This window comes from Streptomyces sp. NPDC001406, assembly GCF_042895285.1.
Taxonomy (GTDB): Bacteria; Actinomycetota; Actinomycetes; order Streptomycetales; family Streptomycetaceae; genus Streptomyces.
The window spans coordinates 100,890-124,455 of record NZ_JBIAWG010000017.1; the positions used below are offsets into that span (position 1 = coordinate 100,890).

Genomic DNA, 23,566 nt, shown 5'->3' on the forward strand with positions numbered 1-23,566 from the left:
CCTGCACCGGGTGGCCACCGAAGCGTGGACCAAACCTTGACGAGCGCTATCAATCGCGCAGTGCCCGAAGCCGGCGCCGCGCCGGTCCCAGCGCGCGTCCCCGCCTCAGCACGCCCGCCCAGGGGTCGGTCCGTGCCTGGTCGGCGGCGTCCTCGACGGTCCAGCGGCGTGGGCCGAGGTCCGGGTCGTCGAGCTGATCCCAGGAGACTGGCACCGCGACGGGGGCGCCGGGCCGGGCGCGGATGCCGAAGGGGGCGACGGCGGTCTGTGCGTAGGCATTGCGCTGCACGTCGAGGTAGAGCCGGTCTCCGCGGTCCTTCTTGCGGGCCGCGGTGGTGAGCCGGTCGGGGTGCTCGGCGCCGAGCAGCTCGGCGACCTCTCCGGCGAAAGCGCGCACCTCGTCGAAGTCGTGACGTCCGTCGACCGGCACGACGACGTGCAGTCCGCGCGATCCAGTCGTCATGAGAGCCGAGGGGAGCTTCAGCTCGTCGAGCAGTTCGCCGAGCCACCGGGCCGCCTCGCGCACCGCGCCGAAGTCGTCGGCGGCGGGGTCTAGGTCAAAGACCATCCGGTCCGGCCGGTGCGGGCGGCCGGTGCGGGAGAGCCAGCGGTGGAGGGTGGGACAGGCCTGGTCGGCGAGGAAGACGAGGGTGGCGGTGTCGTCGCAGACGAGGTGTGTGACCGTGCCGCCCTCCTTGGCCACCTGGGCGCGGGTGATCCACTCCGGGTAGCTGTCGGGAACGTGCTTCTGCATGAACCGCGGGCCGTCGAGGCCGTGCGGGTACCGCTCCAGCATCAGGGGGCGGCCGCGCAGATGCGGCAGCATGAACCGGGCGACGGCCCGGTGGTACTCGACGATGTCGCCCTTGGTGTACTCCTTCGCGCCCCCGCCGCCGGGAAAGAGGACCTTGCCGGGGCGGTGGACGGGCACCGTACGGCGGCCCGCCCGCACCCTCCGCTCGTCGTCGTCGCTCAGCGTACAACCGCCTCGTCCACCAGCAGCCGGCCGGCCGCCGCGATCGCCTCGGCGTCGATGCCCGCCGCGTGCAGCTGCTGGTCCGGCGCGGCCGAGCCCGGCATCGTACGGACCGCGAGGCGGACCAGGCGCGGCACGGGCCTGCCGTCGGAGAACGCGTCGAGGACGGCGTCCCCGAGGCCGCCCTCCTCGTGGTGGTCCTCGACGGTGAGCAGACAGCCAGTCTCCTCCGCCGCCTGCCGCAGCGTGTGCCGGTCGACCGGCTTGACGGAGTACAGATCGACGACCCTGATCCGGATGTCCTCGGTCTCCAGCAAGTCGGCCGCGGCCAGCGCCTCGTGGACGGTGACCCCGGCCGCGACCACGGTCAGCCGGTCCTCTTCGGAGGAGCGCAGCACCTTGCTGCCGCCGACCGGGAACTCCTCGTCCGGGTGGTAGACGACCGGGCTCTCGCCGCGCGTGGTGCGCAGATAGCGGACGCCGTCCAGGCCCGCCATGGCGCCCACGAGCTTCGCGGTCTGGTTGCCGTCGCACGGGTAGAGCACGGTCGAGCCGTACACCGCCCGGAACATCGCCAGGTCCTCCAGGCCCATCTGGGAGGGCCCGTCCTGACCGATCGCCACGCCCGCGTGCGAGCCGACCAGGTTGATGCCGGCGCCGCTGATCGAGGCCATGCGCACGAAATCGTACGCGCGCGTGAAGAAGGCGGCGAAGGTCGAGGCGAACGGAACCCAGCCGCGCGCGGCGATGCCGACGGCGCAGGCGACCAGCTGCTGTTCGGCGATGTAGCACTCGAAGAAACGGTCGGGGTGCTCCTTGGCGAAGTACTCGGTACGGGTGGAGTCGCCGACCTCGCCGTCCAGGGCGACGACGTCGCCGCGGGCGGTGCCGAGCGCGGCGAGCGCCTTGCCGAAGGCGTCCCGGGTGGCGACCTTGTCGCCCCTGTCGTAGCGCGGGAGTTCGAGCGCCTCGGTGCCGACGGAGTGCAGCATCCGGGCGCCGGGCGGCTCCTGCACCCGGACGTGGAGATCGCGCGGACCGCCCAGCTCGGCGACCGCCTCCTCCGGGTCGGGCAGCGGCTTGCCGTGCAGGCCCTCGCGGTCCTCGACGGAGGCGACGCCCTTGCCCTTGAGGGTGCGGGCGAGGATCACGGTGGGCTGCCCGCTCGTGGACTCGGCCTCGCGGTAGGCGCGGTCGACCGCCTCCAGGTCGTGGCCGTCGATCTTTACGGTGTGCCAGCCGAAGCCCTGGAAGCGCCGTGCGTAGGCGTCCAGGTCGTGGCCGTGCCGGGTGGGGCCGCGCTGGCCGAGCCGGTTCACGTCCACGATCGCGATCAGGTTGTCCAGGTGCTCGTACGACGCCTGCTCGGCGGCCTCCCAGATGGAGCCCTCGGCCAGCTCGCTGTCACCGCACAGCACCCAGACGCGGTATTCGGTGCGGTCCAGCCGCTTGCCGGCCAGCGCGATACCGACGCCGACCGGCAGGCCCTGGCCGAGCGAGCCGGTGGCCGTCTCCACCCATGGCAGCCGCCGTGACGTCGGATGCCCCTCAAGCCGGCTGCCGAGCCTGCGGAAGGTGAGCAGTTCGGCGTCGTCGACGACGCCGGCCGCCTTGTACATGGAGTACAGCAGCGGCGAGGCATGCCCCTTGGACAGCACGAGGCGGTCGTTGCCCGGGTGGGACGGGCGGTCGAAGTCGTAGCGCAGATGGCGGGCGAGCAGCACCGCCATCAGGTCGGCGGCGGACATGGACGACGTCGGGTGCCCGGACCTCGCGGCAGCGGCGGCCCGCACACTGTCCACCCGCAACTGCTGGGCGACTTCGGCCAGTTCGGCGAGTTCGGCGGTGTTCATGAGTCTCCTTCCGCGGGGATGTCGGCGCGCTTCACTGGGCCGGGGGCGAGGTGGTGCTCCGGACCGCCGGGTACCCGGGCCAGTTCCGGAGAGGCTGTGTCGAGGGGCACGGACCAGGACCGGACGAGCCCCAACTGGGTTCCCTGGGGCGGCAGTACGGCGTCCAGGAGCCAGTCGGCGGCGACGCGGACGCGGTTGGGGCCGGCGGGCAGCGCCGCGAGGTGGTAGCCGCGGGTGACCGCGGCGGCCGGCAGACCGGACAGGGGCACGCCGAGCGGGTCGGCAGCGGCCTCGGTGCCGCCCAGATCCACCACGAAGCCCAGGTCGCGATGGCGGTACGGGCGGCTTTCACCGATGCCGAGCGATGCGGCCACATTGTTCGCGGCGACCTTTCCCTGCCGCCAGGCGTGCTGTGCCGTCATCGACGTGAATGTCCCGGGGTTGGTCAGATCGGGCACGGCGGCCGCGTCCCCGCAGGCGAACACCCCTGCCCCGCCGGGCACTTGCAGGTAGGGGTCGACGATGAGCCGGCCCCGCTCCAGCGGCCTTCCGGTGGCCTCGACGAGCGGATCGGGCCGCACGCCCACGCACCAGACCAGGGACCGCGTCTCGACGAACTCGCCGTCGCTGAGCAGGACTCCGTCATGGGTGGCCTCCTTCACGGAGGTGCCCGTGCGGACCTCGACGCCCCGCCGCCGCAGCACGCGGCCGGCGGAGATCGAGAGCCGCTCGTCCATCCCGGGCAGCACATGCGGCGCGACGTCCAGGAGCAGCCAGCGCGGCCGCACCCCGGCCGGCAGCGCATGCCTGCGCGCCAGATCCATGGTGAGCAGCTGCATCTGCGCGGCCACCTCGGTTCCGGTGTAGCCGGCGCCGACCACCACGAAGGTGCACCGGGCCGCGGCGCTCTTGGGGTCGTCGGAGGTGGCGGCGAGCTCCAGCTGCCGGGTCACGTGGTCACGCAGGTAAAGCGCCTCGGGCAGGCCGCGGAAGCCGTGCGCGTGCTCGGCGACGCCGGGGACCGGCAACAGCTTGTTGACGCTGCCGACGGCAAGCACGAGCCGGTCGTAGGCCAGGGTGCCGACGCCGCCCTCCGAGTCCGTGTAGTGCACGGTGCGCCCGTCGAGGTCGACGTGGTCCGCCTCGCCCAGCACCGGGCGCACCTCGCGCAGGGTGCCGCGGAGGGAGACGGTGACCCGGCGTGGCTCCAGGATGCCCGCGGCGACCTGGGGCAGCAGCGGGAGATACAGGAAGTAGTCGGTCGGGTTCAGCAGGGTGACATCGGCCCGCTGCCTGGTCAGCCGGGAGAGGATGCGGGCCGTGCGGTACCCGGCGAAACCTGCGCCGACGATCACGATGCGGGGTCGACTCACAGTATGCCTCCGGCGGTGTGGCTCGTCCGAGGCATACCGCGTCCCCCTGACCGGGGCGCCCAAACGTGCGCACATCAGGGCCCCGGGTGGTGCGGGCGAGGCACCCTGCCGGTCTCACGCCCGGTGGTGCGGCGCCTCGGGGTCGGTGCCGGGCCAGCGCGGCGGCTCCGACGGCATGGGTGGGTAGGACGTCGCGTGCGGGTGGCTCGCCCTGGCCATGCCGCGCAGCGCGTAGGCGATCACACCGAGGATCGCCGCGGTGATCAGAGCCGCCGCCCAGCCCGGCAGGCCGGTCGCCAGGGCCAGCCCGAGGGCGAGGGCGAGGGCACCGCCCGCATACAGGGCGACGGCGCCGGACGCGCCGTACAGCATGGCCGTACGGCGCTGCTTGCGCGTCTGCTCGCGCAGCTCGTCGCGCACGGTCTCCCGTGCCACCTGCGCCAGCTCGTCCACCAGCTCTTTGTCCAGGTGTTCAAGGTGATCCAAGGGCTCCATGCCGCTCCGGGTACCCCTGCCCGCGGGGCCCGTAACGCGGCCGCCGGGCGCGCCGCCGTCGCGCGGTAGTCGCGCGGTCGATCCGCCGAAGCGATCTCCTCCCCGGGCCGCCGGAACTAGGCTCGTGCGCATGGAGATTCTGGGCGCCTCGCTGCGCATCTGCGTCGACGACCTCGAAGCCGCGGTCCCCTTCTACGAACGCCTCGCGGGCAGCAGAGCTCTCCGGTTCGGGCGCGGTGGCGTCCAGGTCGCCGCGGTCGGTTCCTTTTTGCTGATGAGCGGCCCCGAGGCCGAGCTGGACGTGCTGCGCAAGGTGGCGGCGACGATAGCCGTCAAGGACGTCGAGGACGCCCATCGGACACTGACCGAGCTGGGCGCCCGTATCGTCGCGGGGCCGGTCGCGACGCCGGCGGGCCGCAATCTGATCGCGATGCATCCCGACGGGGCGATCTTCGAGTACGTGGAGCACGGGGGCTGATCCCCACCGGCGCCACCGGCCGGGTCAGGGCGTGTCAGGGCGCATACGGAAGTCGTGGCGGCCGGGCAGCGGATCGTCGCCGAGGCGGGCCCACAGCCGGCCGATCGTCTCGTCCCCCTCCCGCAGGTCGGCCACCTCGAAGCCGTCCTCGAAGACGGCTCTGGCCTCCTCGCGCCGGCCCTCCACGAGCAGCAGCTCGGCCTCCAGGAGCCGGAACCGGCCCCGCTCACGGACGGCCGGGAGCAGCCGCTCCCACACGGCACGCGCCTCGGCCGCTCGCCGGACCCTGAGCAGTGCGTGCAGGGTCTCGCGGCCGAGCGCGGCGGTGGCGGCCGTCCACAGATCGCCGTCGTCGCGCCGCTCCTGGCACAGGTCGTCGAATGCCTCGGCGTACCGGTCGGCGGCCCGCTCATGGTGGCCGGAATCCTGGTCGGCCACGGCCAGACAGCGCAGCAGCGGCCACAGCGAGGGCGCGAGCGGCAGGGCACGCTCCCAGCTGCGCACCGCCTGCGCCCGGTCGCCGGAGTGCCACTGGGCGACACCGAGGTGGTACTCGGTGAGCGGGGTGGCGGGCGCGGTCTCCAGCATGTCCCGCCAGTGCGGGGCGACGAGTGTCTGGCCGGGCGGCCGCACCCTGCGCGGTTCGGGCAGGGACCCGGAGCGCAGCAGCTCCAGCCAGGGCGTCTGGGCATCGCCCAGCGTGGCCTCGTCGAACGGAGTGCCGGGCAGCTTCAGATCGCCGCGCAGCACCTCGAGCGCGCCCCAGCCGGAGCCGGTGGCGAGCCGCTCGCCCGGTTCGGTGTCGGCGCACGGCTTCCAGGCCGCGTATGCGGCATCCACGTCCGCCCGCGGCAGGGCCGCCTCCAGCCGAGCCTCCGCCGTGCGCAGCACCGAGGGCCACTCCCCCGGCGGCGGTGCGTCGAACGGCCCGTACGCCTCCAGCCAGGACACCTCGCTCTCCGCCTCCAGCCGCACATGCTCCAGCTGGGTGCGGGCGAGCCCGGCCTGGATCTCGCAGTAGCCGCCGGTACCGGGTTCGGTGAGCCACTCCTGCCAGCGCCGGCCGCCGGGCCCCGAGCCCCACACGAACAGCTTGCGGCCGCGCAGCACGTCGGTCGAGGTCTGCACCAGCCCGTGCCCGTCCGCGTCGAGCGCGGCGATCCAGCGCCGCCGCCCGTCCGGCACCTCGTAGAAGTAGTCTGCGGCGTAAGGACTGTTGAGCGGGTACGTGCGGTCGATGCCGTCGTACGACGGGACGGGCACCCGGTGGAGCCGCCGCTCATAGCCGAAATGCCAAGCCTCCTCGGCCGGGGCGAGCACCCGACGCTCCTCGGGCACGGCGATGTTGGACCACCAGTAGGCGGGCACGGGCCGCTCGTGGGGGTTGCGGATCCGGACGCCGACGTACAGGAAGTCGGAGCCGTCGGGCAGCCACAGGTCGACCTGGAAGGGCAGGTCGCGCAGTCGCTCCCACTCCCACAGGCGCAGCATCTCCCCGCCGTCGGGGGCGGGGACGCGGGCGGCGTGCAGGGGTGCGCAGGAGAGGGTGGTGTGGCCGGTGGCGCCGGTGTTCCACTCGATGCCGCCGGAGTACCAGGCGCCGTTGAGGGCGAAGTTGGCGGGCTGGAACACCGGGTTGCGGTAGAGGAGTTCACGGCCGGACGGCAGCTCGACCAGGGACACGACGCGGCCGCCGAGGCCGGGCAGGACCGTGGCGCGCAGCCGGTCGTTCTCGATCACGAGCGCGTCGACGGCACGGGGCTCGCGCACTCTGCCGTACCCGTCCCGGACGCGCACGGGCAGCAGACTGCGCAACGGCTCGTAACCGAGCTGCCGGGCCATGTCCCGCGGCAGGTCCCCCCGGTCGCGGTCCTCGATGCGATGGACCTCGTCGAGCGGCCGCAACGGGGGCAGCGGGTTGTCCGTCCCCAACTCCGCGGCGGGCAGCGTCAGTACGTCACGTCGGATCGTCGTCACGATCACCATGGAACCCGCCGCCCGCAGAACCGGCCAGGGGACGTACCGGTCAGGATTCCGCAAAGGCCGCCACGAGGCCAGGTCGAAGGCCGCCACGAGCCCGGGTCGCAGGGGGCGTCGGGCGCCGTGAAATTCCGTGTGCGGGTTCGTCCCGCCGACGTACAGTCGGTCGTCCACCGGTATCGGCAAGGGACGGAACGGCGCAATGAGCGAGCAGCACACCTACCGGGTCATCGTGCGGGGCACCTGGGACGGGCTGAGCGACGAGAGCCGGGAGCGGCTGCTGGCCGAGGCGGCCGAGCACGGGCTGACCAGCATGCGGTTCACCGAGGAGGGCACGCTGTCGTACGAGGCGTCGCCGCTGAAGCACTTCTCGATGCGGTACGTGGTGGTGTCGGACGCGGCCGACGGCGAGGAGATGGCGGGGGCGATCGCCGAGGACCGCGCCGAGGCCACGCTGCGTGGCCTCGGCCACGGCTACACGGGTCTGAAGTCGACGGTCACCGACCTCGACACCATGAAGATCAACCGGAAGCCCGCATCTCGGCGGTGATCGCCCACCGCTCGTGGTCCCGCCAGGCGCCGTCGATGTAGATCATGTCCGGCGAGAAGCCCTCGTGCCGGAAGCCGGCGCCGCGGGCGAGGGCGATGGAGGCGGCATTGCCGGGCTGTGCGTTGATCTCCAGCCGGTGCAGCCGCATCGGTCCGAAGGCATGGCCGATCACCAGGTTCAGGCCCTCGCGCATCAGCCCGCGCCCGGCCGCGTGCGTGAAGGCGCCGTAGCCGAGGGCCCCGCACTGGAAGCCGCCCCCGACGATGTTGTTGATGTTGATGAACCCGGCGATGGCCCCGCTGTCCTTCTCGCAGACCAGGAAGCCGGCCTTGGTCGGGTCCTCGATCAGCCGCCCCGCGTAGGCGGCGTACGCCTCCTGCGTGGCCGGCGGGAACAGCCACGGGTGGTGCAGGTCCTTGCTCTCCCGGGCCCGGGCCGCGAACTCCGGACCGTCGTCGTAGGTGAAGTGGCGTATGCCGACGCGGGGGCCTTCGGCGAGATAGCGGGATGCGGTGTGCGGCATCTCGCCACCCTACGGCCTGGCCGAGGACCCCGCCGCCGGACGCGACCTTCCGGGTGAGGGTCAGCGCAGGGCGGGCTCGTCCAGCGTCAACGTGCCCCCGTCCGCGTCGAGTTCGGCCGCCGCCCCGAACGGGATCGTCGACGCCCCTTCGCAGTGGCCGAATCCGAACTCCTCCAGCACGGGCACCCCGAGGCCGCCGAGCCGGTCGGCAAGAACGGCCCGCACCCGCTCGTAGGGTCCGCACCCGCTCCAGGACCCGAGCCCGATCCCCGCGACACCGTCCAGCCAGCCGGTGCGCAGCAGTTGGGTCAGCAGCCGGTCGATGCGATACGGCTGTTCGCCGACGTCCTCGATCATCAGCAGCCCGCCCCGGGCACCCGGGTGTGCGTGGGGTGTGCCGAGGTCACTGGCGAGCATGCTCAGACAGCCGCCGAGCGTGACCCCCCGGGCCCGCCCCGGTACGAGGGCCGTGCCGCGGGAGGTGAGGGTGCGGACCGTCTCCGGGGCGAAGAGCGTGGCCCGCAGATGCTCGCGCGCCCGCTCGTTCTTGATGAAGTCGACACCGGCGGCCGCCGGGCCGTGCAGGGTGACCAGGCCCAGCCGGGTGGCGAAGGCCTGGTGCAGGACGGTGATGTCGCTGAAACCCACGAACACCTTGGGCCCGGCGGCGCGCATCGCCTCCCAGTCGAGGAGGTCGACCATGCGCTGTGCGCCGTAGCCGCCGCGGGCGCAGAACACGGCGTCCACGGACGGGTCGCACCAGGCGCGCTCCAGGTCGGCGGCGCGGTCGGCGTCGGCGCCCGCCAGGTGGCCGAGGTCCGCGTGCACGTCCAGGACGTGGGGGGCGAGAACCGGTTCCAGGTCCCACCCGCGCAGCAGGTCGAGACCGGCCTGCAGGCGCTCCTCGGCGACCGGTCCGCTGGGAGCGACCACGGCCACGCGGGCGCCCGGGGCCAGCCGGGACGGCCGTCGGAGGTGTTTCACTTGGCCAGCTCCAGCTTCGGTACTCCGGGCGGGTTCAGCCCGAACACCTGAGCGTACAGGGAGAGCTCCGCCTCCAGCGCGCGCACCAGGGTGTCGGCCCGCCGGAACCCGTGCCCCTCCCCCTCGAAGGCGATGTACGCGTGCGGCACCCGCCGCCCCTCGACACGGGCGAGGAAGCGCTCGCACTGCGCGGGCGGGCAGATGACGTCGTCCAGGCCCTGGAGCAGCAGGAAGGGCGCGGTGAGCCGGTCGGCGTGCTCGACGGGCGAGCGCTGCGCATACCGGCCCGGGACCTCGGCAAGCGGCCCGACCAGGCTCTCCAGATACCGGGACTCGAAGTCATGGGTCTCCCCGGAGCCCCAGGACGCGAGGTCCAGCACGGGATAGCGGATCGTGCCGCAGGCGTAGACGTCGGTTGCGGTCAGGGAGACCGCGGTGGTCCAGCCGCCGGCGCTGCCGCCCCGGATCGCGAGCCGGGCCCGGTCGGCGGTGCCCTCGTCGGCGAGGGCCAGCGCCACCGCCGCGCAGTCCTCCACGTCCACGACGCCCCACTGCTCGCGCAGCCGCTCGCGGTACGCGCGGCCGTACCCGGTCGAGCCGCCGTAGTTCACCTCGGCGACCCCGATGCCGCGCGAGGTGAAGTAGGCGATGTCCAGGTCGAGCACCAGCGGTGCCCGGCCGGTGGGTCCGCCGTGCGCCCAGACGACGTACGGCGGGAGCTCCCCGGCTGGTGCGACGCAGCCGGGATGGTGGGGCGGGTAGATGTGGGCGTGCACCTCGCGTCCCTCGGGTCCGGTGAAGGTGCGGATCTGCGGTTCGGGGTAGAAGGCGGGGTCCACCGGGTCCTGGTGCGGGGCACCGGCCACCCGGGCCCGGCCGGTCCGTATGTCCAGCTCCACGACCTCGTAGGCGCTGCGCGGGCTGGCGCCGACGCCGACCACCCGCTCCCCGTGCACCGCGAGCGTGGGCGCGAACTCGGTCCACGGCCCGGCCGCGTCGACGACCTCGCCGGTCTCCGGGTCCAGTATCCCGAGGGTGGTGGTGCCGCGGCCGTGCACGACGGCGATCAGCCCGCTGCGCAGCGGGGCGAACCAGCGGTGGCCGAGCTTCCACAGCGGTCCGCCGAACTCCTCCTCGCGCGGGCACAGAGGTTCGCCGTCGCGGTAGAGATTCCACCAGCCGCCGCGGTCGCTCGCGTAGAGCAGACGGCCGTCCGCCGACCACTCGACCTGGGCGACGGCCTCCTCGGGTCCCCCGGCCACCGTCCGCGCCCCGCGCAGCGTGCCGTCGTCGCCGATCTCGGCCAGGACCAGCTCCGTGCCGTCCCACGGCATCCGCGGATGGTCCCACGCGAGCCATGCGGCGCGCCGCCCGTCGGGCGAGATCCGGGGGCCGGTGACGAACCGGTGGCACTCCTCGGTGAGTTCACGTACGGCGCCCCGGTCCGCGGCCGCCGATCCGTCCAGCGGCACCGCGGCCAGGACCCGGCGCACGTCGCCGGGACCCTCCCCCGTGAACTCCTCGAGCACGCACCACACTTCGCCGCGCCCCAGGTCCAACTGCGGCTCCGCCCAGCGCAGTCCACCGCCCACCGAGGAGACGGGGGTCAGCGGGCGGGGCTCGCCGCCGGGCTCGTACGCGTACAGCCGCTGGTCCGCGAAGTGCGTGAACACCACGAACGGCGCCTCGCCCCGCATTGCCCCGGCCCACGGCCGTCCGCCGTACTCGACGACCCGGCTGCGCACGTTCCACGGAGCGGCCAGGACGGACTCCTCCCGGCCGTCCGCCCGCCTGCGCACCAGCGTCCGGCGGCCGTTCTCCTCGGGCCGCGGCTCGGTCCACCACATCTCGTCCCCGACGAAGTCGACCCACTCGGGGGATCCGTCGTGCGCGGCGGCCAGGGCCGCGTCGACGGGCGAGGGCCAGGAACCGTACGCCAGGGTCCGCACGTCGTCTTCCACCGCCTCTAGGCCGTCCGCAGGAAGCGGTCGAGGACCCGGACGCCGAAGTGCAGCGCCTCGACGGGGACGCGTTCGTCGACCCCGTGGAACATCGCCTGGTAGTCGAAGCCCTCGGGGAGCCTCAGCGGTGTGAAGCCGTACCCGGTGATGCCCAGCCGTGAGAACTGCTTGGCGTCCGTGCCGCCCGACATGCAGAACGGCACCACGTGCCCCTCGGGCGCGAACTCCTGCACGGCGGCACGCATCTTCGCGTACGTCGCCGAGTCGACCGGGGCCTGCAGGGCGACCTCCCGGTGGTGGAACTCCCACTCCACGTCGGGTCCGGTCAGCCGGTCGAGCGTCGCATGGAACTCGTCCTCGCCGCCGGGCAGATACCGCCCGTCCACATACGCGACCGCCTCCCCGGGGATGACGTTGACCTTGTAACCGGCCTCCAGCATCGTCGGGTTGGCGCTGTTGCGGACGGTGGCCTCGACGAGCTTCGCGGCCGGGCCGAGCTTGTCCAGGAGCCGGTCCACGTCGCTCAGGTCCGCCTCGATGCCGTACAGGGCCGCGAGTTCGGTGAGGGAGGCCCGCACGGTCGGGGTGAGCCTGAGCGGCCACTCGTGCGCGCCGATCCGGGTGATCGCGGCGGCGAGCCGGGTCACCGCGTTCTCCCGGTTGACCTTGGAGCCGTGCCCGGCCCGCCCGCGGGCGGTGAGCTTCAGCCAGCCGGTGCCGCGCTCGCCCGCGGCGATGGGGTAGATCTGCCGTCCGGTCCCGTCGTGGAAGGTGTACGCGCCCGACTCGCTGACGCCCTCCGTACAGCCCTCGAACAGCGCGCCGTGCCGGTCGGCGAGGAACCCGGAGCCGTCCTCGGCGCTGGCCTCCTCGTCGGCGGTGAACGCGACCACGATGTCGCGCCGGGGCCGTACGCCTTCCCTGGCCCAGGCCCGTACGACCGCGAGGATCATCGCGTCCATGTTCTTCATGTCGACCGCGCCCCGGCCCCACACGACCCCGTCGCGGATCTCCCCGGAGAACGGGTGCACGCTCCACTCCTCGGCCCGCGCGGGCACCACGTCGAGGTGTCCGTGCACGAGCAGCGCGTCGGCGGACGGGTCGGTGCCCTCGACCCGGGCGACGACGTTGGTCCGCCCGGCGGTGCGCTCCAGCATCGAGGGCTCCAGCCCGGCCCCGGCCAGCTGCTCGGCGGCGTACTCGGCGGCCGGCCGCTCGCGGCAGTCCCCGCCGCCCCGGTTGGTCGTGTCGATCCGGATCAGTTCCGAGGTGAACCGGACGACCTCGTCCAGCGCCTGCGCGTCAGCCATACTGCTCCTCCACCGCGGCCGAGACGATCGTGGTGACCGCCTTGAACGTCCGGATCCCCTCGTACATGGTGCCGCTGGTGTACGCCACTTTCCGCTCCCCGACCCGTGCGACGCCCGGTACGACGGTCGCGGCCTGTGCCAGGTGCTCGGCGTCGAATTCCAGGGCGATGGTGAACGGCCCGCCCCGCACGGGCTCGTGACGCACCGCCAGCGCGGCCGCCTCCTTGGCCGCGGCGCGGATGTCGGCGGCGGTCCTGGCCGGGGTGCGGCACACGGCCGCATACCGCGACACATGGTCCTTGACCGCGACCTTGAGCGCCTCCGGGGCGTAGTCGAGCGCGTCCTCGCAGGCCACGTCGTCGCCGGTGACGAGCACGACGGGCACCCCGTACTCGGCGACGACATGCGCGTTCAGGAGCCCCTCACTGGCCCGTACGTCATTGAGCCACACCCCGGTGATGGAGTTCGCCAGGTAGGTGTGCGCGAGGACGCCCTCCGTGCCGGCGCCCGCGTGGTAGCCGACGAACGCGATGCCGTCCACGTCCCCGTGCTGCACGCCCTCCACCATGGACAGCGACTTGTGCCGCCCGGTGAGCATCCGCACCCGCTCGTCCAGCCGCTCCAGGAGCAGGTTGCGCATGGACCAGTGCGCCTCGTTGACGATCACCTCGTCCGCGCCGCCGTCGTAGAACCCGCGCACCGCGGCGTCGACGTCCGAGGTGAACATCGCCCGGCACCGCTCCCACTGCGGTGTCCCCGGCAGTACGTCCGCCGGCCAGGTGACACCCGTGGCGCCCTCCATGTCCGCACTGATGAGGATCTTCATGCTCCGTCACGTTACGCGCGAAGGGCGGGGCAGACCAGCAGGCGGGACCCGCTCCCACGGCAGGGCCGGGGACCAGCGGGTGTCGTTTGGATCATCCCGGCGTCGCGGGCCCTGGCACGCACTCCCCCAAGCTCTCGGCTTCGCTCGACCAGGGGGCACCCCATGACCCCGCTCGGGGTCGGCCAGACCGCACCCTTGGTCACGGCCGGCCTGATCCAAACGACACCCCCAGGCACGTTCGCGGCGGCGCCCCCGGGACCGCCGTCGCGGAGTGCCCCGCACCACAGGGTCGTGCGCCGCTACGCCACGCTGCCGCGGCCGGCCAGGACGAACCAGCGTGCGGGCAGGTCGATCCGGGTGCCGTCCGCCATGTACTCGGTCTGGGGCAGGGCCGTTTCGCCGCTCGCGAGGATGTCGAGTCCCGCTTCCCCCAGCAGCTTCGGAATCTCCTCGTCCGACGCGTCGGCGGGCTTGAGCCCGTGCTGGAACACCCGGCGCAGCTTGGGCGGCGGCCCCGCGGGATCGGCCGCCGCGCGCTGCAGCACCTGCCGGGAGGCCGACGTGAGTTCGACGACGAACGCCCGCCCCCGGGCACCGATGATCTCGGCGACCGCGTCGGCCACCAGGGGCCGGGCCGACGGCTCGCTCTGATGGATGACGGCGCGCATGTACACGTTGCTGTCGCCGAGACGGGCGTGCAGCGCGCGCACCGCCTCGGTCTCGGTCAGGTCGAGTTGCTCGAACTCGACGGTCTCGTCGCCCGCCGCACGCCGGGCGTGGTCGATGGCGGCGTGCGAGAGATCGACGCCGACGGCCTTCGCGAACCGGGTGGCCAGATACCGCGTCTGGGTGCCGTTGCCGCAGCCGAGGTCGACGATGGCGCGCGCGTCGTCCGCATATTGCAGGAGCAGTTCACTGTGCGGCACCGCCGTCAGTGAGGGGTCGGAGTCCCAGATCGCCTCACCCGGCCTGTCGGAAGTCTCCCGCCAGTAACTCTCCCAGGAATTGCGGTAGTCCGCCGAAATATTCATGTCCGCTCCCCACCGGTCGGTTCCGTGATCGGAGTATCGCGGCGAGCGGGCGCACGGCAAGAGGGAAGCGTCAACCTCCACCGGAACTTCCGGCCCGCGCACGCCCAGGGGCGCACTCTGTTTGGGCGCGCGCCCTCAGGTCCTGCGCCGAGGCGGTGTCAGGGCCTGCTCGAACCACACGGTCTTGCGGTGCCCGGCAGCACTGGCGCCCCACTCGCGGGCCAGGCGGCTGACCACGCGCAGACCGCGGCCCGACTCGTCGTACACGCCCGTGCCGAGCAGGGTGGGCAGCTCCGGTTCGTCGTCCGTGACCTCGAACAGCAAGGCGTCGGTGCGGACCAGCCGCAGCCCGATCCGGGCACCGCCCGCATGCCGTACGGCATTGCTGACGACCTCGCTGACCAGCAACTCCGCCGTGTCCACCGCGTCGTCGAGGCCCCACTCCAGCAGGTGGGCGCGGACCAGCCGCCGGGCACGTGCCACCTCGCGCGGGTCGCCGGACAGGTGCCACTCGGCGACGTCTTCGGCCGGGATGCCGTTGAGCCGGGCCATGAGCAACGCGACGTCGTCCTTGCGGCCGCCGTGCGTGTTCAGTGCCCGGATGATCGTGTCGCAGGCGTCGTCCATCGAGGCCGCAGGGTGTGCGGCCGACTCGCAGAGAGCGGCGAGACCCTCGCCGATGTCGGCTCCGCGCACCTCCACCAGGCCGTCGGTGCACAGCACCAGCCGGTCCCCGGGCGAGACCGGCACGACGACGGCCTCGAAGGGGACGCCGCCCACTCCTATGGGGGCGCCGGTGGGCAGGTCCAGCAGTTCGCTGCTGCCGTCCACGGCGCGTACCAGGACGGGCGGGATGTGCCCGGCATTGGAGAGCTGCAGCTCACCGCGGATCGGGTCGTACACGGCGTACAGACAGGTGGCGAGGTAGTTCTCGCCGAGCCGTCGGGCCAGGTCGTCGAGATTGCGCAGCAGTTGGGCGGGCGGGGTCTCCATGGCGGCCATGGTCTGTACGGCCGTCCGCAACTGGCCCATCATCGCGGCCGAGTTGAGGCCGTGCCCCATGACGTCACCGACCACGAGAGCGGTGCGCGAGGCGGGCAGTTTGATGGTGTCGAACCAGTCGCCGCCGATCCTGCCGAGCCGGGTGCCGGGCAGATAGCGGGTGGCCACGTCGCAGCCGGCCATGCGCGGGGTGACCTGCGGCAGCATGCTGTCCTGGAGGATGTCGGCGACGTTCTCCTGGTACGTGTACATGCGGGCGTTGTCGAGCACGAGGCCTGCCCGGGCGGCGAGTTCGGCGCCGGTGGTCCGGTCCATGTCGTCGAAGGCCGCACGGTCGGGCCGGCGCATCAGCACCATGAAGCCGAGGACGACGTTGCGCGCCTTGAGCGGGACGATCAGGAGGGAGCGTCCGTTGATCAGCGGCCTGAGGTCGCGCTTCTCGAACTCGCCGGAAATGCGGTTGCCCAGCTCCTCGGTGACCCTCTCGATGAGGACCGGTTCGCCGGTGACCATGCACTTGTAGAACGGGGTGTGCTCGGGGAAGGCGAAGGTCTCGCCGACCGGCACGGTGTCGTCCCAGCGGCCGGGCTCGTCGTTGTGCTCGACCCAGACCCGGTGCATCACGGTGGTCACGTCGGGCGGGCCGTCCGGGAAGCCCTCGCCCGCCAGGACCGCCGAGCGCAGATGGGTGCCGGCGAAGTCGGCGAAGCGGGGCACGGCGGCGCTGGTGACCTCGCGAATGGTCTCGCCCAGGTCGAGGGAGGAGCCGATGCCGGAGCTCACCTCGTTGAGGAACTCCAGCCGCTCGCGCACGGCGGCGTACTCCAGCTCGTGCTCGGCGCCGGCCGGGACGACGACCGTCGTCCCCTCGCGCGGCACGGACTCGGCACGGCTGCGTCCGGCGCGTCGGGGCACGCCCCAGTCGGGTGTCACCGGCACCCGGTCGCACTGGCTGAACTCCATGACCGGGTAGCCGAGTTCGAGCACCTGGGAGACGATGCGGCCGCTCAGACCGGGGCCCATGTTGGGCAGGATCTCGGGCAGCCGCCGGGCGAGTTCGTCGAACGCGGGGAGCTCGGTGTAACGGGCGAAACCGGGTGAGATCCGTTCGGCGGTCTCCGCGTCGTAGCCGCGCTCGGCACGCAGGCGCGCCGCGTCGGCGGCGAGCACCAGGAGCCGTGCGGGCCCCGGCCCGACCAGCGGGTAGGCCCACCACAGCACGTCGAGCCGCCGGTCGTCGTGCCCGGAACCGGGGTCGTCCCGCGCGGACCGTTCGCCGTCCCGCTGGGAGATCCGGGCCCGGCCCGCCGTCGCGTAGCCGGTACGGCCGCCGAGCGAGGCCTCCAGATCGGGTCCCAACCCGTCGTAGGCCTCGTAGGGTCCGGAGGAGTCCAGCAGCGGTTCGGCCTGAATGCCGTCGGGCAGTGCGCCGGAGACCGGCAGGAGATCGCCGGCGGGACGCCCCACGGCGTCCTCCCTGGTCACGCCGAACAGCCGCCGGGCGCCGCTGCTCCAGTGGGAGACCAGCCCGTCGCGGTCGACGACGACCACGGCCAGCGGGATGCGCCCGGCCGCGACGGTGCCCGCCGCGCCGTCCCCAGCTCCGCGGCTGGGAGGTGTGTCCCTCTCGGTGCCACGGTCCATGGCCAAGGCCCTCTCTCCCCACGGCTCCGCATAGATCTGTGCCGCCCGCCACTACCGTACGGGGACGGCTCGTCGCGATGTGTGGCAATCCTGGAATTGGTTTCACTTGATCGCCCGGGGCGCGCCCGATGGTGCGTCAGTCCTCGTGTCCCAGCTGGAGATCTCGCTCCGTGCGGCCACCGCCGGCCACCTGGAGCACGGTGGCAACCGGCGGGTAACCGGCCGCGATGACGGTGTATTCGCCGGAGGAGAGGTCGACGAACCGGAACGTTCCGTCGGCACCGGTGGTGAGCGTGTCCACGACGTTCCCGGCCGCGTCCAGCAGGGTCACGCGCGCGTCCTCGACGGGCCGTCCGTCGCCGGCCCGCACGGTGCCGCGCAGCAGGGCACCGCCCGCGAGCTCCACGTCCTGCCGGGTCTCCCGGGAGGCCTGCACGCTGACGGGGAGCGCGGCGGGACGGAAGGCGGGCGCGCTGGCGGCGAGGGTGTACTCCCCGGCCACCAGCTCGCCGATGACGTATCCGCCCTCGCGCCCGGTGCGGGTGCTCGCGACGACCTCGCCGTGGACGTTGGTGAGCGTGACGGCGGCGTCCCGCACCGGAGTGCCGTCCGCGGTCAGCACGGTGCCCGCGAGGCGTCCGGCGCCGCCGAGGACGACGTCGAGTTCGACGGGCCGCTCGCCGACGGTCACGGACACCGCCTGCGGCTGGTGGCCGCCCGCCGCGGCGATCAGGACGTACGCCCCCGAGCCGGGCGTGGACAGCGCATACCGTCCGTCCTCCCCGCTCGCGCCGCGCCCGATCTGCTGTCCCGCCACGTCGATGAGGGTGAGCGCGGCCCGGGGCACCACGGTCCCGTCGGAGTGCTGCACCGTGCCGCAGACGGGGACTCCGGCGGCGTAGGGCGAACGTGCCTGCGGGATCGGGGCGTTCACCGGTGCGGCCTGCTGGTGGGTGGCGGGGGCGTTGTGGGACACCAGCGGTTTCTCCTTGAGGAAGAAGGCGATGAGCAGGCCGAGGCCGAGCACCGGGACGAGGTAGAGGAAGATCCGGGGCATGGCGTCGGCGTAGGCGCGGACGTAGGCGTCGCGCAGCTCCGGGGGCAGCGCGTGCACGAGCTGCGGGGTGAGGGACTCCGGGTCGGGGAGCCGGGCGCCCGCGTGTGCGGGCAGACGCCGGTGCAGGGCGGCGGCGAGCCGGTCGGCGAAGAGGGTCCCGAAGAGGGCGGCGCCGACGCTGCCGCCGATCTGCCGGAAGTAGTTGTTGGCGCTGGTGGCGGTGCCGAGGTCGGCGGGGCGCACGGAGTTCTGCACGGCGAGGACCAGCACGGGCATCACCATGCCGATGCCGGCGCCGAGGACGGCCATCCAGATGCTGTAGTGCAGCCGGGGCGTGTCGACGCCGAGCCGGGACAGGAGCCACATGCCGGCGACCGAGAGCAGGCCGCCGAGGACCGGGAAGAGCTTGTAGCGGCCGGTGTGGCTGATGAGCTGTCCGGCGAGGATCGAGGCGCCGACGATACCGGCCATCATGGGCAGCATCAGCAGGCCCGACTCGGTGGCCGAGGCGCCGTCGACCATCTGCAGGAAGGTGGGCAGATAGCTGGCGGCCCCGAACAGCGCGACGCCGGTCACCAGGCCGGCCAGACCGGTGACGTTGAAGACGGAGTCCTTGAACAGCCTGAGGGGGATGAGGGGTTCGGCGGCGCGCAGCTCGGCCACGAGGAAGAGGACGGCGGCGGCCAGCGCGCCCGCGCCGAGGCCGAGGATCTGCCGCGAGTCCCAGGCGTACTCGGTGCCGCCCCAACTGGTCAGCAGGACCAGGCAGGTGGAGACCGCGGCGAGCAGCAGCGCGCCGACGACGTCGAGGCGCGCCCGGACCTGCGGCTTGGGAAGCTTGAGCACCACGGTGACGACGGCCAGGGTGAGCAGGCCGAAGGGCACGTTGACGTAGAAGCACCAGCGCCAGGAGAGATGGTCGGTGAAGTAGCCGCCGAGCAGCGGGCCGGCGACGGAGGCGAGGCCGAAGGCCGCGCCGATGAGGCCCATGTAGCGGCCGCGCTGCCGGGGCGGCACGATGTCCGCGATGATCGCCTGCACGCCGATCAGCAGGCCGCCCGCACCGATGCCCTGGACCGCGCGGAAGGCGATCAGCTGGTCCATGCTCCGGGCCCGGCCGGCGAGCGCCGAGCCGATCACGAACACGGCGATCGCGAACTGGAAGACGCCCTTGCGGCCGAGGAGGTCGCCCAGCTTGCCGTAGACGGGCAGGCCCACGGTCGCGGTGAGCAGATACGCGGTGATCGCCCAGGACATCCGGTCCAGGCCGTGCAGTTCACCGACGATCCTGGGCAGCGCGGTGGCGACGATCATCTGGTCGAGCGCCGCCAGGAGAAGGGCGAGCATCAGCCCGCAGAACACCAACCGGACGCGGCGATGGCCGAGTTTGGCCGCCGGTCCGGGGAGCGGGACGGGGTCGTCCGAAGGTGCCACGGCCGGTTCGTCCTGCACCAGCGTCCCGCCCACGTACCGCTCCCCTCGTCGCGCTGCCGCACGAATTCCGCGTAAATCCACGCGTAAATCGACAACTGCGAGCAAGCACGACGAGTTACGGCCACTCAGGGCGGCGAATCGGAGATCCACTCGAACCGGTGAGGGATCAACCCGCCTTCCCTGTCTGCCTTTTGGGCTACTTCTCGACCTCGGTGGCGAGCTTGGCGAGGACCGCGTCGTAGATCCGGCCGAGACCCTTGGGCGCGAACGTCCGCTCGAAGAAGCCGCCGATGCCGCCGGCACCCTTCCAGGTGCTGGTCACGACGACCCTGCACCTGTCCTCACCGGCGGGGGTGACGCGCCAGGTGGTGACCATGGAGGAGTTGCGGTCCTTCTCGACCAGCTCGCCGTCGGTCGGCTCGCTGACCTCCAGGAGGCAGTCGCGGACGCGCTTGCTGGTGGCCTGGAGCTTCCAGTGGACGACGGTGCCCTCGCCGTCGCCGCCCTCGCGCACCTCGTACTCGCTGAAGTGCTCGGGCAGCAGCCGCTCGCGCGTGCCGCTGTAATCGGCGAGGGCGTCGAACACCTTCTCCGCGTTCGCCGCGACGACCCGCTCCGTAGTGGCCTCGACCTGCGCCATTGACTTCCTCCAGGACCTGAGTTCTCGGGGTTGGGCAAAGCCAACCACCCCGGTCCCCGGCCGCCCAAATCGGGGTGCCTCCGGCTGTCCGAAGCGATCGGAAAACACCCTTGCACGATCATGCGAACAGGTGTTCTATTCTGTGCGCAGCACTACCGAGGAGGTGTCATGCGCTGGGAGAACCTCACAGTGGAGTCCGAACACGGCCGGGCCGCCGACGCCGCGCTGTTCGGCGCGGACGCGGTGACCACCCGCACCTTCGACACGCCCGAGTTCCGCGGGATCACCTTCCATGAGATCCGGGCCCGCTCGATCCTCAACCGGGTGCCGGGCGCCTCGCGCATGCCGTTCGAGTGGACGGTCAATCCGTACCGGGGCTGCACGCACGCGTGCGTGTACTGCTTCGCGCGCAAGACGCACAGCTATCTGGACCTCGACACCGGGATCGGCTTCGACACCCAGATCGTGGTCAAGGTGAACGCGCCGGAGCTGCTGCGCCGCCAGCTCGGCTCGCGCCGCTGGCAGGGCGAGCACATCGCGATGGGCACGAACGTCGACTGCTACCAGCGCGCGGAGGGCCGCTACCGCCTGATGCCGGGCATCATCTCCGCCCTGCGCGACCACGCGAACCCCTTCTCCATCCTGACGAAGGGCACCCTGATCCTGCGCGACCTCGACCTGCTGAAGCAGGCGGCCGAGGTCACGGACGTCGGCATCTCGGTCTCCGTCGGCTTCACCGACCCCGCCCTGTGGCGCACGGTCGAACCGGGCACGCCCGCGCCCGAGCGGCGTCTGGAGGTCGTGCGGACGCTCGGCGAGCACGGCCTCGGCTGCGGTGTGCTGATGGCGCCGGTGGTTCCGTTCCTGAGCGACGACCCGGCCCAACTGCGCGCCACGGTGCGGGCGATCGCGGCCGGCGGGGCCACCTCCGTGACCCCGCTGGTGCTGCATCTGCGGCCGGGGGCCCGTGAGTGGTTCATGTCCTGGCTGTCGGCGCACCATCCGCACCTGGTGCGCCGCTACGAGCGGCTGTACGCGGAGGGCGCCTACGCGCCGAAGTGGTACCAGCGCCGGATCACCCGTCAGGTCCATGAACTGGCACAGGAGTACGGCATCGGCCCCACGCGCGCGGGGATGCCACACCGGATCCGCCCGCCCGAGCCGGCCGGACCCGCGGAGCCCGCACAACCCACACCCCCCGGGGCCGGAATGTCCGAACCGACCCAACTCACTCTGATCTGAGAGCGTTCGAGGGCAACATCCAACCCAATTGGGTCAATTATTGCCATAACATGTTCTTCCGGGCTCCCACTCCGGGACGATGCGGCGAGGACCGTGGCCCTCGCGGTCCGCACACCCTGCGTCCCGGGAGGACCCATGGGAACACGCGCAGCCGTGCTGTGCGCTGCCGCGGTCGTGCTGGCCGGTTCGTTCACGGCCGTCCCCGCGCAGGCGGCCCCGGCCGCGAAACTCACCTGGAAGAAATGCGGCACCGCCGACTATCCGACGCTCCAGTGCGCCTCCGTGAAGGTGCCGCTCGACCACACGCACCCGTCCGGACGGCAGATCACGCTCGCCGTCTCGCGCATCCCGCACACCGCCAAGACCTACCAGGGTCCGCTGCTGGTCAACCCCGGCGGCCCGGGGGCCAGCGGGCTGATGCTCGCCGGGTTCGTGGCGTCCGCACTGCCCAAGACGGTGGCCGCGCAGTACGACGTCATCGGCTTCGACCCGCGCGGCGTCGGAGCGAGCACCCCCGCCCTGAACTGCGAGCCGGGGTACTTCAAACCGGTGCGCCCGGACTCCGTCCCCGGCACGGCCGCCCTCGAACGGGCGGCCCTCACGCGCGCGACGGGGTTCGCCGCCGCCTGCGCCAAGAAGTACGCGAGCGTCCTGCCCTTCATCGACACCGTCAGCTCCGCGCGGGACCTGGACTCGATCCGGCAGGCGCTCGGCGCAAAGAAGATCAACTACCTCGGCTACTCGTACGGCACCTACCTCGGCGCCGTCTACGCCAAGTTGTTCCCGGAGCGGGTGCGCCGCCTGGTGCTGGACTCGATCGTGAACCCGAAGGGCGTCTGGTACGACGACAACCTCGCCCAGGACCACGCCTTCAACGACCGTCACCGCGCTCTCATGGCCTGGATCGCCAAGTACGACTCGACGTACCGGCTCGGCACCGATCCGGCGAAGGTCGAGGCCAAGTGGTACGCGATGCGGGCGGCGCTCGCCAAGAAGCCGGCCGGCGGCAAGGTCGGGGCCTCCGAGCTGGAGGACACGTTCATGCCCGGCGGCTACTACAACGGCTACTGGCCCTATCTGGCCGACGCGTTCGCGGCGTACGTGAACCACAAGAACCCGGACCTGCTGGTCGCGTTGTACGGCAAGCTCGCCGCCGTCGACTCCGTGGGCGAGAACAACTACAGCGTCTACGCCGCGGTCCAGTGCCGTGACGCCTCCTGGCCGCGCACCTGGGACCGGTGGCGCGGGGACGGCTGGGCGGCGTACGCGAAGGCGCCCTTCATGACCTGGAACAACGCCTGGTACAACGCACCGTGCGCGTTCTGGCCGACCGCCTCGTTGAAGCCGGTGAACATCGCCAACGCCCAGCTCCCGCCGGCGCTGCTCTTCCAGGCGACGAACGACGCGGCCACCCCGTACGAGGGCGGTGTCACGACCCACCGTCTGCTGGTCGGCTCAAGTCTGGTGGTCGAGGACGGCGGCGGGAACCACGGCGTCACCCTGAGCGGGAACAACTGCCTGGACAAGCACCTGGCCACATATCTGACCAACGGCAAGGTCCCACGCGGCACCGGCGAGGCCGACGCGGTGTGCCGCAGGACACCGGACCCGATGCCGCTGACCACCAAGACGGCCTCCATCTCCTCCGGCGGCTCGACCTTGCACGGCCTGCTCGGCGTCCGGCACTGATTCCAGGGACCGTTGCAACACAGGTGATCAACTCGAACGGAAGGCCCGCCGGGGGCGTTGTCAGACCCCTGGTCCACCATGGATCCATGAGTGAGCCGACCAGGATTCCCGCCCCCGAAGGCGTCGCGCCCGCGGCCCAGTACAGCCATGTCGTGCTGGGCACCGGCCGTTTCGTCGCCGTCTCCGGCCAGCTCGCCCTGGACGAGGAGGGCGGGCTCGTCGGCGAGGGCGATCCGGTGGCCCAGGCACACCAGGTGTTCGAGAACCTGAGCCGCTGCCTGGCCGCCGCCGGGGCGACCTTCGAGAACGTCGTCAAACTCACCTACTTCGTCACGGACATGGCCTACATGCCGGCGATCCGCACCGCTCGCGCCGCACACATACCCGACCACCGACTCCCGGCGGCGTCGGCCGTACAGGTGGCCGCGCTGGTGGGGCCACAGTTCCTGATGGAGATCGAGGCGTTCGCGATCGTGGACGAATAATCACGGGCCACCGCGCCAACGGCTCCTTAGAGT

The 23,566-nt window shown here is 72.3% G+C and carries 19 protein-coding genes; 5 read left to right on the plus strand and 14 right to left on the minus strand.

The features are described from left to right. Positions 1-49: 49 nt before the first annotated feature. From ligD to ACFY1J_RS35280, 4 genes are all read right to left on the minus strand, one after another. The gene (ligD, locus tag ACFY1J_RS35265) at positions 50-952 is read right to left on the minus strand and encodes a non-homologous end-joining DNA ligase (RefSeq protein WP_390732617.1); all 903 of its coding nucleotides are present in this window, start codon (positions 950-952) and stop codon (positions 50-52) included. 20 nt (positions 953-972) lie between these two features. Then, positions 973-2,829: a transketolase gene (locus ACFY1J_RS35270; protein WP_390732618.1), complete on the minus strand. Its 1,857-nt coding sequence runs from the start codon at positions 2,827-2,829 to the stop codon at positions 973-975. Next, entirely contained in the window at positions 2,826-4,202 is a 1,377-nt protein-coding gene (locus ACFY1J_RS35275) for an NAD(P)/FAD-dependent oxidoreductase (protein ID WP_390707072.1), read from the minus strand. Before ACFY1J_RS35275 ends, ACFY1J_RS35270 begins: the two co-directional genes overlap by 4 nt. Positions 4,203-4,316: 114 nt before the next feature. Further along, entirely contained in the window at positions 4,317-4,697 is a 381-nt protein-coding gene (locus ACFY1J_RS35280) for a phage holin family protein (RefSeq protein WP_390707073.1), read from the minus strand. A 130-nt stretch (positions 4,698-4,827) separates the two neighbouring features. Between ACFY1J_RS35280 and ACFY1J_RS35285 the strand changes: the two genes are divergently transcribed. After that, positions 4,828-5,175 (plus strand): VOC family protein, encoded by a 348-nt coding sequence (locus ACFY1J_RS35285; RefSeq protein WP_390707074.1) that lies wholly within the window; start codon positions 4,828-4,830, stop codon positions 5,173-5,175. 24 nt (positions 5,176-5,199) lie between these two features. Here the strand turns inward: ACFY1J_RS35285 and ACFY1J_RS35290 are convergent, their stop codons facing one another. Beyond that, entirely contained in the window at positions 5,200-7,161 is a 1,962-nt protein-coding gene (locus tag ACFY1J_RS35290; RefSeq protein WP_390707075.1) for a DUF5107 domain-containing protein, read from the minus strand. Between the two features lie 196 nt (positions 7,162-7,357). On the opposite strand from ACFY1J_RS35290, the gene ACFY1J_RS35295 reads away from it, so the two are divergent. Further along, on the plus strand, positions 7,358-7,705 hold the full coding sequence (locus ACFY1J_RS35295) for a DUF6204 family protein (RefSeq protein ID WP_390707076.1): 348 nt from the start codon (positions 7,358-7,360) through the stop codon (positions 7,703-7,705). Here the strand turns inward: ACFY1J_RS35295 and ACFY1J_RS35300 are convergent. The 9 genes from ACFY1J_RS35300 to ACFY1J_RS35340 form a co-directional block, all read right to left on the minus strand. Continuing rightward, the gene (locus ACFY1J_RS35300; RefSeq protein ID WP_390707077.1) at positions 7,677-8,228 is read right to left on the minus strand and encodes a GNAT family N-acetyltransferase; all 552 of its coding nucleotides are present in this window, start codon (positions 8,226-8,228) and stop codon (positions 7,677-7,679) included. The two genes, ACFY1J_RS35295 and ACFY1J_RS35300, sit on opposite strands and share 29 nt — an antisense overlap. A 60-nt stretch (positions 8,229-8,288) precedes the next feature. Next, complete coding sequence (locus tag ACFY1J_RS35305) at positions 8,289-9,212, minus strand: LD-carboxypeptidase (protein WP_390707078.1); 924 nt, start codon at positions 9,210-9,212, stop codon at positions 8,289-8,291. After that, a complete protein-coding gene (locus ACFY1J_RS35310; RefSeq protein WP_390707593.1) occupies positions 9,209-11,161 on the minus strand; it encodes a prolyl oligopeptidase family serine peptidase in 1,953 nt (650 codons plus the stop codon). The genes ACFY1J_RS35305 and ACFY1J_RS35310 overlap by 4 nt, the downstream gene beginning before the upstream one ends. A 17-nt stretch (positions 11,162-11,178) precedes the next feature. Further along, positions 11,179-12,483 carry a M20/M25/M40 family metallo-hydrolase gene (locus tag ACFY1J_RS35315; protein ID WP_390707079.1) on the minus strand — a complete coding sequence of 435 codons (1,305 nt, stop codon included), beginning with the start codon at positions 12,481-12,483 and terminating at the stop codon, positions 11,179-11,181. Further along, positions 12,476-13,309 (minus strand): M55 family metallopeptidase, encoded by an 834-nt coding sequence (locus ACFY1J_RS35320; protein ID WP_390707080.1) that lies wholly within the window; start codon positions 13,307-13,309, stop codon positions 12,476-12,478. Before ACFY1J_RS35320 ends, ACFY1J_RS35315 begins: the two co-directional genes overlap by 8 nt. Positions 13,310-13,608: 299 nt before the next feature. Further along, on the minus strand, positions 13,609-14,340 hold the full coding sequence (locus ACFY1J_RS35325) for a class I SAM-dependent methyltransferase (protein ID WP_390707081.1): 732 nt from the start codon (positions 14,338-14,340) through the stop codon (positions 13,609-13,611). A 135-nt stretch (positions 14,341-14,475) separates the two neighbouring features. After that, a complete protein-coding gene (locus ACFY1J_RS35330) occupies positions 14,476-16,986 on the minus strand; it encodes a SpoIIE family protein phosphatase (RefSeq protein WP_390707082.1) in 2,511 nt (836 codons plus the stop codon). Positions 16,987-17,122: 136 nt separating this feature from the next. Then, the gene (locus tag ACFY1J_RS35335; protein WP_390707083.1) at positions 17,123-19,510 is read right to left on the minus strand and encodes an MFS transporter; all 2,388 of its coding nucleotides are present in this window, start codon (positions 19,508-19,510) and stop codon (positions 17,123-17,125) included. A 163-nt stretch (positions 19,511-19,673) separates the two neighbouring features. Beyond that, the gene (locus ACFY1J_RS35340; RefSeq protein WP_390707084.1) at positions 19,674-20,117 is read right to left on the minus strand and encodes an SRPBCC family protein; all 444 of its coding nucleotides are present in this window, start codon (positions 20,115-20,117) and stop codon (positions 19,674-19,676) included. 168 nt (positions 20,118-20,285) lie between these two features. Between ACFY1J_RS35340 and ACFY1J_RS35345 the strand changes: the two genes are divergently transcribed. The 3 genes from ACFY1J_RS35345 (at position 20,286) to ACFY1J_RS35355 (ending at position 23,533) form a co-directional block, all read left to right on the plus strand. Beyond that, positions 20,286-21,359 (plus strand): Rv2578c family radical SAM protein, encoded by a 1,074-nt coding sequence (locus ACFY1J_RS35345; RefSeq protein ID WP_390707085.1) that lies wholly within the window; start codon positions 20,286-20,288, stop codon positions 21,357-21,359. Positions 21,360-21,494: 135 nt separating this feature from the next. Beyond that, complete coding sequence (locus ACFY1J_RS35350; protein ID WP_390707086.1) at positions 21,495-23,048, plus strand: alpha/beta hydrolase; 1,554 nt, start codon at positions 21,495-21,497, stop codon at positions 23,046-23,048. A gap of 86 nt (positions 23,049-23,134) precedes the next feature. Next, positions 23,135-23,533, plus strand: a complete 399-nt coding sequence (locus tag ACFY1J_RS35355) for a RidA family protein (RefSeq protein ID WP_390732619.1) — start codon at positions 23,135-23,137, stop codon at positions 23,531-23,533. The last annotated feature ends 33 nt before the right edge of the window (positions 23,534-23,566 follow it).

Excerpts from the sequence above, each read along its gene's own strand:
- ACFY1J_RS35340 (WP_390707084.1), bottom strand. The coding sequence starts at position 20,117 with ATGGCGCAGGTCGAGGCCACTACGGAGCGGGTCGTCGCGGCGAACGCG.
- ACFY1J_RS35290 (WP_390707075.1), bottom strand. The coding sequence starts at position 7,161 with ATGGTGATCGTGACGACGATCCGACGTGACGTACTGACGCTGCCCGCC.
- ACFY1J_RS35295 (WP_390707076.1), top strand. The coding sequence starts at position 7,358 with ATGAGCGAGCAGCACACCTACCGGGTCATCGTGCGGGGCACCTGGGAC.
- ACFY1J_RS35330 (WP_390707082.1), bottom strand. The coding sequence starts at position 16,986 with ATGGACCGTGGCACCGAGAGGGACACACCTCCCAGCCGCGGAGCTGGG.
- ACFY1J_RS35280 (WP_390707073.1), bottom strand. The coding sequence starts at position 4,697 with ATGGAGCCCTTGGATCACCTTGAACACCTGGACAAAGAGCTGGTGGAC.
- ACFY1J_RS35300 (WP_390707077.1), bottom strand. The coding sequence starts at position 8,228 with ATGCCGCACACCGCATCCCGCTATCTCGCCGAAGGCCCCCGCGTCGGC.
- ACFY1J_RS35345 (WP_390707085.1), top strand. The coding sequence starts at position 20,286 with ATGCGCTGGGAGAACCTCACAGTGGAGTCCGAACACGGCCGGGCCGCC.
- ACFY1J_RS35325 (WP_390707081.1), bottom strand. The coding sequence starts at position 14,340 with ATGAATATTTCGGCGGACTACCGCAATTCCTGGGAGAGTTACTGGCGG.
- ACFY1J_RS35315 (WP_390707079.1), bottom strand. The coding sequence starts at position 12,483 with ATGGCTGACGCGCAGGCGCTGGACGAGGTCGTCCGGTTCACCTCGGAA.
- ACFY1J_RS35350 (WP_390707086.1), top strand. The coding sequence starts at position 21,495 with ATGGGAACACGCGCAGCCGTGCTGTGCGCTGCCGCGGTCGTGCTGGCC.
- ACFY1J_RS35270 (WP_390732618.1), bottom strand. The coding sequence starts at position 2,829 with ATGAACACCGCCGAACTCGCCGAACTGGCCGAAGTCGCCCAGCAGTTG.
- ACFY1J_RS35320 (WP_390707080.1), bottom strand. The coding sequence starts at position 13,309 with ATGAAGATCCTCATCAGTGCGGACATGGAGGGCGCCACGGGTGTCACC.
- ACFY1J_RS35355 (WP_390732619.1), top strand. The coding sequence starts at position 23,135 with ATGAGTGAGCCGACCAGGATTCCCGCCCCCGAAGGCGTCGCGCCCGCG.
- ACFY1J_RS35285 (WP_390707074.1), top strand. The coding sequence starts at position 4,828 with ATGGAGATTCTGGGCGCCTCGCTGCGCATCTGCGTCGACGACCTCGAA.